This window comes from Arthrobacter senegalensis (genome assembly GCF_059091765.1).
The window spans coordinates 246,488-259,818 of the sequence record NZ_JBNHGZ010000003.1; the positions used below are offsets into that span (position 1 = coordinate 246,488).

General features: G+C 68.4%; 10 protein-coding genes. 5 read left to right on the forward strand and 5 right to left on the reverse strand.

What is annotated here, in order from left to right; genetic code table 11:
• Positions 1 to 59 precede the first annotated feature (59 nt).
• Together AC5RVG_RS11270 and coaE are read left to right on the forward strand one after the other, a co-directional pair.
• Positions 60 to 293, forward strand: a complete 234-nt coding sequence (locus tag AC5RVG_RS11270) for a DUF6480 family protein (protein WP_493999616.1) — start codon at positions 60 to 62, stop codon at positions 291 to 293.
• Between the two features lie 198 nt (positions 294 to 491).
• Entirely contained in the window at positions 492 to 1,703 is a 1,212-nt protein-coding gene (gene coaE / locus AC5RVG_RS11275) for a dephospho-CoA kinase (RefSeq protein WP_494013906.1), read from the forward strand.
• Here coaE and AC5RVG_RS11280 read toward each other — a convergent pair.
• Positions 1,627 to 2,547: a VOC family protein gene (locus AC5RVG_RS11280; RefSeq protein WP_494013907.1), complete on the reverse strand. Its 921-nt coding sequence runs from the start codon at positions 2,545 to 2,547 to the stop codon at positions 1,627 to 1,629. The two genes, coaE and AC5RVG_RS11280, sit on opposite strands and share 77 nt — an antisense overlap.
• 161 nt (positions 2,548 to 2,708) lie before the next feature.
• Here AC5RVG_RS11280 and uvrB point away from each other — a divergent pair, with 161 nt between their 5' ends.
• From uvrB to AC5RVG_RS11295, 3 genes are all read left to right on the forward strand, one after another.
• A complete protein-coding gene (gene uvrB / locus AC5RVG_RS11285) occupies positions 2,709 to 4,805 on the forward strand; it encodes an excinuclease ABC subunit UvrB (RefSeq protein ID WP_494013908.1) in 2,097 nt (698 codons plus the stop codon).
• A gap of 259 nt (positions 4,806 to 5,064) precedes the next feature.
• Positions 5,065 to 6,183, forward strand: a complete 1,119-nt coding sequence (locus AC5RVG_RS11290; RefSeq protein WP_494013909.1) for a TerC family protein — start codon at positions 5,065 to 5,067, stop codon at positions 6,181 to 6,183.
• A 39-nt stretch (positions 6,184 to 6,222) separates the two neighbouring features.
• Positions 6,223 to 7,551, forward strand: a complete 1,329-nt coding sequence (locus tag AC5RVG_RS11295) for an MFS transporter (protein ID WP_494013910.1) — start codon at positions 6,223 to 6,225, stop codon at positions 7,549 to 7,551.
• A gap of 54 nt (positions 7,552 to 7,605) precedes the next feature.
• On the opposite strand, the gene AC5RVG_RS11300 is transcribed toward AC5RVG_RS11295, so the two are convergent.
• The 4 genes from AC5RVG_RS11300 to AC5RVG_RS11315 form a co-directional block, all read right to left on the reverse strand.
• Positions 7,606 to 8,862, reverse strand: a complete 1,257-nt coding sequence (locus AC5RVG_RS11300) for an alpha/beta fold hydrolase (RefSeq protein ID WP_494014126.1) — start codon at positions 8,860 to 8,862, stop codon at positions 7,606 to 7,608.
• A 38-nt stretch (positions 8,863 to 8,900) separates the two neighbouring features.
• Entirely contained in the window at positions 8,901 to 9,395 is a 495-nt protein-coding gene (locus tag AC5RVG_RS11305) for a GNAT family N-acetyltransferase (protein WP_494013911.1), read from the reverse strand.
• A 29-nt stretch (positions 9,396 to 9,424) separates the two neighbouring features.
• Positions 9,425 to 10,603, reverse strand: coding sequence for a zinc-dependent alcohol dehydrogenase (locus tag AC5RVG_RS11310; protein ID WP_494013912.1), 1,179 nt, complete (start codon positions 10,601 to 10,603; stop codon positions 9,425 to 9,427).
• Positions 10,604 to 10,773: 170 nt separating this feature from the next.
• Positions 10,774 to 13,323 (reverse strand): DEAD/DEAH box helicase, encoded by a 2,550-nt coding sequence (locus AC5RVG_RS11315; RefSeq protein ID WP_494013913.1) that lies wholly within the window; start codon positions 13,321 to 13,323, stop codon positions 10,774 to 10,776.
• Positions 13,324 to 13,331 lie beyond the last annotated feature (8 nt).

Genomic DNA, 13,331 nt, shown 5'->3' on the forward strand with positions numbered 1-13,331 from the left:
TGTGGGTGCACAGGGCCGCGCCCGCGGTGCGGCCGGAAAGCGCAACGAACGGCGGAACCATGGCGAAAAACCAACCGGAATTCGACCCGCGTGTTTCAGGCGGAAAGGGCCACGGCCCGGCCGCGCCCGAGGGCGTCAACGAAGGCCGGGTCTCGGCCGACCAAGGCGACTCGGCCAACCCCGATCCCGAGAGCCAGAACATCACCGGACTGGAACCCGGCGGTGGCGTTCCGCCCGGAGAAACGCCGCCCGCCGAAGACCAGATGAGCGCAGACCAAGGGCACGAGGAGTAGCGGGCCCGGGCACCAAAGCCCGGGGGGAGGCAGGGCACCGAGGCCCGCGGAGGCAGGACGACGGCGGGCCAGTGCCCGGGCAGGACGACGGCGGGCCCGGTGCGGAGGAAGGACGCGGGCGGGCCGGCGCCCGGACCGCCCGCAGCACGTTGGGCCGGCGGTGGCGTTGCCTGTCCGCGTGCTGGCTAGACTAAGGCCGTGCTCAGAATCGGACTCACCGGAGGCATCGCCGCCGGAAAATCGCTGGCTGCCCGGCGGCTGGCCGAGCTCGGCGCCACCCTCATCGACGCCGATGCCATCGCCCGGGAAGTCGTAGAGCCCGGCACCGACGGCCTGCGCGCCGTCGTCGACGCGTTCGGCCCCGGAATCCTCACGGCCGACGGCCGGCTTGACCGTCCGGCGCTCGGTGCCCTGGTCTTCAACGATCCCGCACACCGCGAGCGCCTGAACGGGATCGTGCACCCGCTGGTCCGCGCCACCGCTGCCGCGCGGGCGGCGGCGGCGGGCGAGGGCGCCATCCTGGTGCAGGACATCCCGCTGCTGGTGGAAACCGGGCAGAGCCCCTCCTTCCACCTGGTGCTGGTGATCGATGCGCCCGAAGCCGAGCGGCTGCGGCGGATGGTGGAGGACCGCGGCATGAGCGAAACCGACGCCCGCTCCCGCATGACCGCCCAGGCCTCGGCGGCCGAACGCCGGGCCGCCGCCGACGTCGTGCTGGAAAACAACGGCAGCCGGGAGGAATTGTCAGCGGCGCTGGACGCGCTCTGGGCGGAACGCTTGGTGCCCTTCAACCGCAACCTCTTGGCCGGGCGGCTGGCTCCGCGCAACGGCCCGCCGGTCCTGCTCGACCCCCAGCCACACTGGCCCGAGCAGGCAGCCCTGCTCGCGGCGCGGATCAGCCGCACCGACCCGCGCATCCTTGCCGTCGACCACGTTGGCTCGACCGCCGTTCCGGGGCTGCCGGCCAAGGACGTGCTGGACCTGCAGGTGACCGTGGGCAGCCTGGACGACGCCGACTCCGCCGCGGACGCACTCGCGGCCGCCGGCTTCCCGCGCTGGCCCGGCACCTGGCGCGACACCCCGAGACCACAGCACCCGGAGCCCGGGGACTGGCAGAAAAGACTGCACGGCAACGCCGACCCGGGCCGCGCCGTCAACGTCCACATCCGGGCAGCAGGTTCCCCGGGGTGGCGCTACGCCCTGCTGTTCCGGGACTGGCTGCGGGCCAACCCCCGCGCGGCTGCGGCTTATCTGGCCGAGAAGCGTCGGCTCGCCGGCCTGCATGCGTCCGACCCCTCCACCGGCGCCTACGCACGTGCGAAGGACGACTGGTTCAGCCGGACGGCCGATCCGCAGATGAACGAATGGGCCCGGGACACCGGGTGGAAACCGCCCGCCGTCGGCAGCTAGCGGCGCCCGCCTCACCCCGCGGACGGGGCGAACTGGCTGGCGGTGAACACGGCGCCCTGCGGGTCCGGATCAGGGCATCCCGGGTCCAGTCGGACGTGGTTTGGCCAAGCACCGTCCCGCCCCGGCGTTCAGCCTCGGCGGCGGTCTCGTCGCGGTCGGCGACCGTGAACGCCACGTGCCAGTGTGCCGTCTCGCCGGGCTGCAGGCCCGTGAGCCACCCGATGGCATCGGCGAATCCCGGCGGGACGTTGATGCCCGACTGGCGCTCGCGGATGCCGGGATCACTGGTCGCCTGCAGGTGGTCGCCATAGCCGGGGACGCGAATCATGCTGCCGAAACCGACGTCGTCGAAGCGCCAGCCGAAGACCTCTCCGTAGAAGGCCGACGCTGCGGCGGGATCGGCGGCGTGCAGGTCGCTGAAGTTCCAGGCGCCCGGCATATTGACCGCCTGGGCACCCGGCCGGTTCCGCGCCTGCCAGAGCCGGAACGGGACGCCGGCCGGATCCGCACACAGCGTCGCCCGGCCGCCGTCACCTGCGTCGGCCGGGCCGGAGAGCACCTGACCGCCCGCGGAGCGGATCCTCTCCGCCGCCGCTTCCGAATCCAAGACGGCGACGTACGTGTTCCACGCGGGGGTGGCGCCCGCTGTGCCCTCGCCGAGGCCGGCAACGTCCCGGCCGTCTAGCCTGGCGATCACATAGCGCGGAGATACCCCCGGCGGAGTGGCCTCGGCGAAGGTCCAGCCAAAGATCCCGCCGTAGAAGTCCTTGGCCGCCTCAAGGTCACGGTGTTCGACGTCAATCCACGACGTCACACCCTCGGGATAGGTCCGGACCAGGTCCATGGCGTGCCTTCCGTTCGTCGTCGGCTGCACCCACACATCTACCGCACGCGGCGGGTACCGGGCAATGGCAGCGGGCAAGGCAGGCGCGGATCCGCTGCCCGGGTTAGGCCCAGAGCGATTCCGGACCCACCCTGACCGCAATCGGGTCTACCGTTAACGTCATGAGTCTTGCGCAGGACATCAAACGCGTTGTGGCGCCCTTCGAAGTCGTCAGCGAATTCCAGCCCGCCGGCGACCAGCCGGCCGCCATCGCGGAACTGACCGAACGGATCCAGGCGGGCGAGAAGGACGTCGTGCTGCTCGGTGCCACCGGCACCGGCAAGTCCGCGACCACCGCCTGGCTGGTGGAAAAGGTGCAGCGGCCCACCCTGGTGCTGGTGCAAAACAAGACCCTGGCCGCGCAGTTGGCCAACGAGTTCCGTGAGCTGCTGCCCAACAACGCCGTGGAGTACTTCGTCTCCTATTACGACTACTACCAGCCGGAAGCCTACGTGGCACAGACGGATACCTTCATCGAGAAGGACTCCTCCATCAATGAGGAAGTCGAACGTTTGCGCCACTCTGCCACCAACGCGCTGCTGACCCGGCGCGACGTCATCGTGGTGGCCACCGTGTCCTGCATCTACGGTCTGGGCACGCCGGAAGAATACATCGCGGGCATGGTCACGCTCCGCAAGGGTGCGGAAATGAACCGGGATGACATGCTGCGCCGGTTCGTCGCCATGCAATATGCCCGCAACGACATCGACTTCCACCGGGGCACGTTCCGGGTCCGGGGCGATACCGTGGAGATCATTCCGATGTACGAGGAACTGGCCGTGCGGATCGAGTTCTTCGGTGACGAAATCGAGAACATCCAGACGCTGCATCCCGTTACCGGGGAGATCATCCGCGAAGAGACTGAAATGTACGTCTTCCCGGCGTCGCATTATGTGGCCGGTGAGGACCGGATGAGCCGGGCGATCAGGGACATCGAGGACGAACTGCGCGACCGGCTGCAGGTCCTGGAGTCGCAGAACAAGCTGGTGGAGGCGCAGCGGCTGCGGATGCGTACGACCTATGACCTCGAAATGATGCAGCAGATGGGGTTCTGCAACGGCATCGAGAACTACTCGCGGCATATCGACGGCCGCGGTCCGGGCACCGCGCCGCACTGCCTGCTGGATTACTTCCCGGACGATTTCCTGTTGGTGATCGACGAATCGCACGTTACTGTGCCGCAGATCGGCGCGATGTACGAGGGCGACATGTCCCGCAAGCGCAATCTGGTGGACTACGGTTTCCGCCTGCCGTCCGCGATGGACAACCGGCCGCTGAAGTGGGACGAGTTCCTGGAACGGATCGGCCAGACCGTCTACCTCTCCGCCACGCCGGGCAAGTACGAGCTGTCCAAGTCCGACGGCTATGTCCAGCAGATCATCCGGCCCACGGGCCTGGTGGACCCCGAGGTCATCGTCAAGCCGACCAAGGGCCAGATCGACGACCTGCTGGGCGAGATCAACGCGCGCGTGGAACGCAACGAACGCGTCCTGGTCACCACGCTGACCAAGCGGATGGCCGAGGACCTCACCGACTACCTGAACGAGCACGGCGTGAAGGTCCAGTACCTGCACTCCGACGTGGACACCCTCCGCCGGGTCGAACTGCTCCGCGAGCTGCGGATGGGCACGTTCGACGTGCTGGTGGGCATCAACCTGCTGCGCGAGGGCCTGGACCTGCCGGAGGTCTCGCTGGTCGCCATCCTGGACGCGGACAAGGAAGGCTTCCTGCGCAGCAGCACCTCGCTGATCCAGACCATCGGCCGTGCCGCCCGCAACGTGTCGGGGCAGGTGCACATGTACGCGGACAAGATCACCGACTCGATGGCCAAGGCGATCGAGGAGACGAACCGCCGCCGGGAGATCCAGGTCGCGCACAACAAGAGACACGGGGTGGACCCGCAGCCCCTGCGGAAGCGGATCGCCGACATCACCGACCAGTTGGCCCGCGAGGACGCCGACACCCAGCAACTTCTCAAGGAGTTCGACTACGGCAAGGGCAAGCGGGGGTTGTCCGCCGCCGTGCCCAAGGACAAGATCCGCCGCGACGGCCTGGCTGCGGCACCGGCCGAGGATTTGGGCGAGCTGATCGCCCAGATGACGGAGCAGATGCACGCCGCCGCGGCGGAGCTGCAGTTTGAGCTGGCTGCCCGGCTGCGCGACGAGGTCTCCGACCTGAAGAAGGACCTCCGGCAGATGCGCGCCGCGGGCCACGCCTAGGCCCTCAACAGCTGCCGCTCGGACTTCCGGCGGTGAAACGACGACGGCGGTGCGCACCCGCCGTCGTGTCGCGCACCTGCGCTACACTTGACCGAGCGTAGGGGAGTATCCCGAACACTGTGGACGTCAACACGCGGGGCATCGACGCCCCGCCGGGCGCAGTGGCCTGGCCGCAGAGCGGCAGGCGGAGAGACTTGCGGCGAACACTCGCACCCGCGCACCGCACCCGCGCGGCATCTTCTGTGAAAGGCAAGGTTCCGTGTCGGACCAATTATCGCTGTCCTTTGAGATCACGTCCTTCGTGGTCCTGGGCGCCATCCTGCTGTTCGACCTGCTGTACGTGGTCAAGCGGCCGCACGAGCCGTCCATGAAGGAAGCCGGCCTCTGGGTCGGTTTCTACGTCACCCTGGCGCTGATCTTCGCGGGCATGCTGTTCTGGCAGGCCGGCCCCGACTATGGCCAGGAATTCGTGGCGGGCTGGATCACCGAATACAGCCTCAGCGTGGACAACCTGTTTGTCTTCATCATCATCATGGCCAGGTTCTCCGTGCCGAGGAAGTACCAGCAGGAAGTGCTGATGTTCGGCATCATCATCGCGCTGATCCTGCGGGGCATCTTCATCTTGCTGGGCGCGACGCTGATCGCCCAGTTCAGCTGGGTCTTCTACATCTTCGGGGCGTTCCTGCTCTGGACCGCCTGGAAGCAGGCAACAGACTCGGGCGAGGACGAGGAAGAGGGCTCCGAGTCCGGGCTGATTTCCCGGCTGACCAAGAAGTTGCCGGTCAGCGAGCACTACGACGGCAACAAGCTGCGGACCACGGTCGACGGCAAGCGCCTGTTCACCCCCATGGTCATGGTCTTCATCACCATCGGCATGACCGACCTGTTGTTCGCGGTTGACTCCATCCCGGCGATCTTCGGCCTCACCCAGAGCGCGTTCATCGTCTTCACGGCGAACATCTTCGCGCTGATGGGTCTGCGCCAGCTTTACTTCCTATTGGGCGGCCTGATGGACCGCCTGGTCTACCTCAAGCACGGGCTGTCGGTCATCCTGGCCTTCATCGGCGTGAAGCTGATCTTCCACGCGCTGCACGAGAACGAGTTGCCGTTCATCAACGGCGGCCAGCACGTCGAGTGGGTCCCGGAGATCAGCACCCAGCTGTCGCTCGGAGTGATCATCGGCACCCTGGTGGTCGCCACGGTGGCCAGCCTGCTCAGCCCGGCCGGCCGTCAGGCAGCCATCGATGCGCGGCTGGCGAAGGACGCCGAGCGCGCAAGGGCCGACAGCGAGGCCGCCCGGGCCGACGCCGAGCCGGCCCGGTCCAACGCTGAGCGCGTCCAGTCGGAGGCTGAGCGCGCCAAGTCCGACACCGAGTAACGGCGGTTTAACCGGTTGCAGGTCGACTAGGATCGGCGTGTGACCCAGCAACCAGACGCGGCGCTGAACGCAGACCCTCGCACGAGGGCCGTTCAGCGCCGCGTCGTTGTTTCCCTGTCCCTGGCCCAGCTGTTCAGCGGCTTGGGCCACGGCGCCGGGCTGGCCATCGGCTCGCTGCTGGCCGTGGAGCTCACCGGCAGCGAGGCCCTGGCGGGAACGTCCACGATGGCGATAGCACTGGCGGGCGCGCTGGCGGCGCTGCCGTTGGCCGGTGTCGCCGCCCGTTCCGGACGCCGGCGGGCGCTGGTCACCGGTCTGCTGCTGGCCCTGCTGGGTTCGTCGTTGATGGCGCTGGCACCGGTCACCGGATCCTTTGCGGTGCTGCTGGCCGGCTCCGCCCTCTTGGGGGTCGGCAACGCAGCCAACCTGCAGGCCCGTTTCGCGGCGGTGGACCTGGCCGTGCCACAGCATCGCGGCCGGGACCTGGCCTTCGTGGTCTGGTCCATCACGGTCGGTGCCGTGGCCGGCCCCAACCTGATCCGCCCGGGCGCCGAATTGGGCGCTGCGCTCGGGTTGCCCGAATCCTCCGGACCATTCCTGTTCTCGATGGCGGGCATGGCCATCGGCGCGGCGCTGCTGCTGGTGGGCCTGCGGCCGGACCCGTTGGGCTATGCGCGTGCACGCGGCGGCGGGGAAGCCCTGCCGGTCAACCACCGCGGAACCCTGCGGACGGGCGTGGCGGCGATCCGGCACCATCCCATGGCCGCGCTCGGATTGGCGTCCGTGGTGGGCGCCCAGCTGGTGATGGTAGCGGTGATGTCGATGACGCCCGTGCACCTGCAGGCGCTGGACCATGCCGGCGGGCACCAGCACAGCCAGACAGACACGTTCGCCATCATCGGCTTCACGATCTCGCTGCACCTGGCCGGCATGTACGCACTCTCGCCGCTGATGGGCTGGCTGACCGACCGGCTGGGACGAACCCGCACCATAGCGGGCGGGCAACTGGTCCTCCTGGCCGCGACGGCGCTGGCCGGGGTGGGACAGCAGGACACGTGGCTGGTGGGTGCCGGTCTGGTGTTGCTGGGCCTGGGGTGGTCGGCCTCGGTGATTGCCGGCTCCACGCTGTTGGCCGAGTCGGTGCCGGAGTCCGGCCGCGTGCCGGCCCAAGGCCTGTCCGACACGCTGATGGGCGCCGCCGGGGCCATGGGGGCAGCCCTGTCCGGCCCGCTGCTGGCCGCCCTGGGGTTCGGCGGCCTGAACGCGGCGGCCGCCGTCGTTGCCTGCGTCTTGCTGGCGATGGCTTTCGCCGCCCGCAGCCGGGGCATCCCGGCAGGCGTGGGTGCCGGCGACAGGAGCCCATCGTGAGCCATCGGGTAAAAGCGCATTCGGGCACGTTTGCCGGGCCGTGAGGGACGGCAGTCAGCCCCGGACCATGCCGAGCAGGCGCCGGAAGACGGCCTCGCCGTCGTCCGCAATGCCGTCGTGATGGAACTCACCGGTTTCCCAGACCTGCAGCCCCTTCACCCGCGCGGCCGTTTCCAGGGACAGGCCGCGCTCCACGTAAATGTCGTCGCGATAGACGGCCGCGGCGGCGGGGACGTCGTTCCCGGCCAGCCGGTCGGCGTCGTAGAGCGCCGGCCAGTCCGACTTCGCCGCCAGCAGCTCGGCCACCTCCCGCAGCGGCACCAGGGCCGGGTCCTGCTCGAAGTACCAGGGATAGACCATCTCGCCGGTGAGCAGCGGCTCGTCCGCCTCCGGGGCGAACTGCGGGAACTCCCGGAGCACGCGCCACGCCGCCCACCCGGTCGCTTCGCCCTGGGCATAGATGGATTCGTGCATCAGGGCATATAGGGGGTTGGAAGCACGGCCCGCCAGCGCGGAGACCTGCTCCAGGAAGGTATCCGAGAGCCGCCGGCCGGACGGCGTCGGGACGAAGGCGTCCTCCAGCAGGTAGTGCAGGGCGTCGATCCGGGTGTTGCCGCCCAAAAACGACCCGGCCATCTGAAACCGGCCGGTGGTCAGTCGCTCGCCGGACGGCAGGTATTCGGGCACCGATTCCAGGTGTCGTGCGACGGCGGTGACCCGGGCCCGGTCTTCCGGGTAGCGGGCGAAGTATTCCCGGTTGCGTGCTTCCACCCGGGGAAACGTGGCCCGGTAGACCTGCTCGGCTCCTCCCGCCAGCGGGGCCAGGCCGCCGGTGATCAACACTTCCCGCAGCCCCTCGGGTGCGAGGGAGAGGTAGGTCAGCGCACAGAAGCCGCCGTAGCTCTGCCCGAAGATGCTCCACGGTCCGCTGCCGAGTTCCTGCCGGATCAGGTCGGCGTCTCGCACGATCGAGTCCGCACGGAAATGGGCCAGGAAGGCCGCCTGCGCCGCCGCGTCGCCGCGCAACGGCAGCGTCTGCCGGTTCACGGGGGAGGAGAGGCCGGTGCCGCGCTGGTCCAGCATGAGGATGCGGAAGGTCTTGGCCGCCTCCTTCATCCAGCCGGACAACGACGTCACCCGGTTGCCTCGGCCGCCGGGCCCGCCCTGCAGGAACAGCAGCCACGGCAGACGCGCCGCGGCGCCGTCGTCGTGTTCCAGGGATGAATACTCGCGGGCGAAGATCTCGAGGGTTTCGCCGTCCGGATCCGCATGGTCGAGCGGCACGTCAAAGAAATACCCGGCCGTCCGCATGCCGCGGATGCGGTGCGTTCCGGTCACCCGGTGTCCGGTCACGGGTGCACCCGGCCGGCGCCCGAGCCGAACGAGGCGAGGGCGTCGCCGGCCAGCCGGAACGTCGACCATTCCTCCTGCGGCCGGGCGCCGAGGCTGCGGTAGAAGTCGATGGACGGGCGGTTCCAGTTCAGTACCGACCACTCCACCCGGGCGTACCCGGAAGCCACCGCGTGGCTGGCCAACGTCTGCAGCAGGGCCTTGCCGTAACCTCGTCCGCGAGCCTCGGGCCGTACATACAGGTCCTCCAAATAGACGCCGTGCACACCCTCCCACGTGGAAAAGTTCCGGAACCAGAGCGCGAAACCCTGCACACCGCCGTCGTCTTCCGCGACGTGCGCGAAGACCGACGGCCGGGCGGAAAACAGGGCGTCCTTAAGCTGTTCGGGCGTGGTTTTGACCGCGTACGGTTCCTTCTCGTACACGGCCAGGTCGCGGATCAGGTCGAGGATAACGGGGACATCGGCTTCGTCGGCCGGGCGGATCACAGACATGACAAAAGCCTAGCGTCCCGGAGCGGGCGCTACGGCTTGAGCACCACCTTGATGCAGCCGTCGTCCTTCTTCTGGAATTTCTCGTACATCTCCGGGGCCTGGTCCAGCGGGGCCGTGTGCGTGACCAGGTCGCCGACGCCGAGCGGATCCGCCGGATCAGCCGCCAGCGGCAGCACATCGTCGATCCAGCGCCGGACGTTGCACTGGCCCATCCGCAGCGTGACCTGCTTGTCGAAGAGCGTCAGCATCGGCATGGGGTCGGCCTGGCCGGCGTAGACGCCGGACAGCGAGATGGTGCCGCCGCGGGCCACGGCGTCGATCGCGGCGTGCAGGACGGAGAGGCGGTCCAGGCCCGCCGTTGACATCAGCTTCCTGGCCACGGGGTCGGGGAGGAGTCCGACGGCGAATTGCGCGGTGGCCGCCGCCGTCGCGCCGTGCGCCTCCATGCCGACGGCGTCGACCACCGACTCCGGACCGCGGCCCCGGGTCGCGTCACGCAGCTCGTCGGCAATCTTGGGTCCCCACACCAGGGTCTCGACGCCGTGCCTGCGGGCCATCTCCAGCCGCTCCGGAACAAGGTCGATCCCGATCACGCGGTGGCCCAGGTGGCGGCCGATGCGGGCGGCGAACTGACCGACCGGCCCGAGCCCGAAAACCGCCAGCGTGCCGCCGTCGGGAACCTGGGCGTAGGCCACCGCCTGCCACGCGGTCGGGAGGATGTCGGAGAGGAACAGGTATTGCTCGTCCGGCGCCTGGCTGTCCTCGATCTTGATGGGGCCGTAGTCCGCGTGCGGGACGCGCAGGAACTCGGCCTGCCCGCCCGGAACGGAGCCGTAGAGCTCGGTGTAGCCGAACAATGCGGCGCCTGAACCCTTGTCCTTGACCTGCGTGGTTTCGCACTGCGACTGGAACCCCCGGCTGCACATGTGGCAGCGCCCGCACGCGATGTTGAAGGGAACCACCACCCGGTCGCCGGGCTTGAGCCCCGGCACGGCACTTCCGGTCTCCTCGACGATCCCGATGGGTTCATGGCCCAGGACGTCGCCGGGCGACAGGAACGGGCCAAACAGCTCGTAGAGGTGCAGATCGGATCCGCAGATGGCGGTGGAGGTGACCCTGATGATGGCGTCCGTGGGTTCCCGCAGCACCGGGTCCGGAACCTGCTCGACGCTCAGCTTCCGTTTGCCTTGCCAGGTCAGTGCTTTCACGCTTGTCCGCCTGTCGCGCCGCCCGGGGGAGCGCGGACCGCGCCCCGCGGAAGGTAAGTGTGCTTACCACCCTAGGGTCGCTGCCAACCGCCTGCAAGCGGAAGCCGCCGGCCGGCCCGGGCAGCAGTCGTGCGCCCCGCTGGCCCTCGCATCGGGCCGACCCGCCGGCCTCAGCCGCCGGCCGGTCCGACGTCGAGAATCCGGATCGCGGCCGCTCCCGTCTCGTTGCTGGCGGCAAGGTCCACCTCGGCGCTGATGCCCCAGTCCCGGTTGCCGGCCGGGTCATCGAAGATCTGCCGTACCTTCCAGACGGCCGGCTGCTCCTCGATGATCAGCAGCGCCGGTCCGCGCGCATCCGGCCCGATGCCGAGGTCGTCGTACTCCTCGTAGTAGGCGTCCATGGCGTCCGCCCAGCGGTCGGCGTCCCAGCCCGCATCGGCATCCAGGGCACCGAGGTCCTCTTCCTGCTCCTCGGCGAACAGTTCCACCCGGCGGAACAACTCGTTGCGCACCATCACGCGGAAGGCCCGGATGTTATCCGTCAGTTTCGGCGGCTCCTGCGTGAACACCGACTCGGCGGCGTGCTCGGCCGCCAGATCTGCGGCGCCCTTGCCCGCGGCGAGTTCTTCCCACTCGTCCAGCAGGCTGGAGTCGACCTGCCGCACCAGCTCGCCCAGCCAGGCGATGATGTCGGCCAGGTCCTCGCGCAGGGCCTCGGCCGGCACGGTCTGCCGCAGTGCCTTGTAGCCGTCGGTCAGGTAGCGGAGCACTATGCCCTCGCTGCGGGCCAGCCCGTAGAACTGCACGAACTCGCCGAAATTCATCGCCCGTTCGTACATGTCACGGATGACCGACTTCGGCGCAAGTTCAAAATCGCCCAGCCAGGGCGCACCGTGGCGGTAGGTCTCGAAGGCGGCCTCGAGCAGCTCGGCCAGCGGCTGCGGGTAGGTGACCTCGTCCAGCAGGGCCATCCGCTGGTCGTATTCGATGCCGTCGGCCTTCATCGCAGCCACTGCTTCGCCGCGTGCCTTCTTCTCCTGCGCGGACAGGATCTGGCGGGGCTTCTCCAGCGTGGCCTCGATGATGGAGACCACGTCCAGGGCATAGCCGCCGTCTTCGGGGTCCAGCAGGTCCAGACTGGCCACGGCGAACGGGGAAAGGGGTTGGTTCAGCGCGAAATTCGGCTGCAGCTCCACCTTCAGTCGGACGAGGTGCCCGTTCTCGTCCGGAGCGTCCAGGCGTTCCACCAGGCCGGAAACCACCAGCTCCCGGTAAATGCCCAGTGCCTTCTTGATCAGCTTCAGCTGGGATGCGCGAGTTTCGTGGTTGCGCGTCAGCAACCGTTTGGCGGCGGCGAACGGGTCCCCGGGGCGCTCGAGAATGTTCAGCAGCATCGCGTGGCTGATGGTAAAGCTGGACGTCAGCGGTTCGGGATCGCTCTCCACCAGCTTGTGGAAGGTCGGTTCGCCCCAGCTCACGAAGCCGGTCGGCGGCTTCTTCTTCACCACTTGGCGAAGTTTTTTCTGGTCATCGCCAAACTTGGCTACCGCCTTGGCCATCGCCTTGGTGTTCTCCACCACGTGTTCCGGGGCCTGCACGACGACGGTGCCCGCCGTGTCATAGCCGGCCCGGCCCGCGCGCCCGGCGATCTGATGGAATTCGCGCGCGTTGAGCAGGCGGGTGCGCACGCCGTCGTACTTGCTCAAGGCGGTCAGCAGCACGGTGCGGATGGGCACGTTGATGCCCACCCCCAAGGTGTCGGTGCCGCAGATGACCTTCAGCAGCCCGGCCTGCGCCAACTGCTCCACGAGCCGCCGGTACTTGGGCAGCATGCCCGCGTGATGGACGCCAATGCCGTGCCGGACCAGGCGGTTGAGGGTCTTGCCGAATCCGGCCGCGAACCGGAAACCGGAGATCAGTTCCGCGATGCGGTCCTTCTCCTCCCGGGTGCAGACGTTGATGCTCATGAGGTTCTGTGCGCGCTCGATGGCTTCCAACTGGCTGAAGTGCACCACGTAGACGGGTACCTGCTTGGTGGAGAGCAGTTCCTCCAGCGACTCCTGCACGCTGGTCTGCACATAGTAGTAATGCAGCGGAATGGGGCGTTCGGCCGAACTGACGGTGACCGTCGCCCTGCCGGTGAGGTCGGTGAGTTCCTTCTCGAACCGGGTCACGTCGCCCAGCGTCGCGGACATCAGCAGGAACTGCGCCTGCGGCAGTTCCAGCAGCGGCACCTGCCAGGCCCAGCCGCGCTGCGGGTCGGAGTAGTAGTGGAACTCGTCCATGACCACCGTGCCAAGGTCCGCGGCGGAGCCCTCGCGCAACGCGATGTTGGCCAGTATCTCGGCGGTGCAGCAGATAATCGGGGCGTCCTGGTTGACCGACGAGTCGCCGGTGACCATGCCGACGTTCTCCGGGCCGAAGATGTCGCACAGGGCGAAGAACTTTTCCGACACGAGCGCCTTAATAGGTGCCGTGTAATAGCTGACGGTCCCGGCGGACATGGCGTGGAAGTGGGCCGCGATCGCGACCAACGACTTCCCCGACCCGGTGGGGGTAGCCAGGATGACGTTGTTGCCGGTGACCAACTCCATGACCGCTTCGTCCTGGGCAGGGTAGAGCGACATTCCACGGGATTCGACCCACTCGGTGAACCAGGTGTACACGTCGTCGGGATCTGAGGCAGTGCCGGTGCCCGGCAGGAGCTGGAGAAGATTCATGTTGTTTC

Bases quoted from the DNA above. Each gene is read 5' to 3' on its own strand.
- AC5RVG_RS11270 (WP_493999616.1), top strand. From the start codon at position 60: ATGGCGAAAAACCAACCGGAATTCGACCCGCGTGTTTCAGGCGGAAAG.
- AC5RVG_RS11280 (WP_494013907.1), bottom strand. From the start codon at position 2,547: ATGGACCTGGTCCGGACCTATCCCGAGGGTGTGACGTCGTGGATTGAC.
- uvrB (WP_494013908.1), top strand. From the start codon at position 2,709: ATGAGTCTTGCGCAGGACATCAAACGCGTTGTGGCGCCCTTCGAAGTC.
- AC5RVG_RS11300 (WP_494014126.1), bottom strand. From the start codon at position 8,862: ATGCGGACGGCCGGGTATTTCTTTGACGTGCCGCTCGACCATGCGGAT.
- AC5RVG_RS11305 (WP_494013911.1), bottom strand. From the start codon at position 9,395: ATGTCTGTGATCCGCCCGGCCGACGAAGCCGATGTCCCCGTTATCCTC.
- AC5RVG_RS11315 (WP_494013913.1), bottom strand. From the start codon at position 13,323: ATGAATCTTCTCCAGCTCCTGCCGGGCACCGGCACTGCCTCAGATCCC.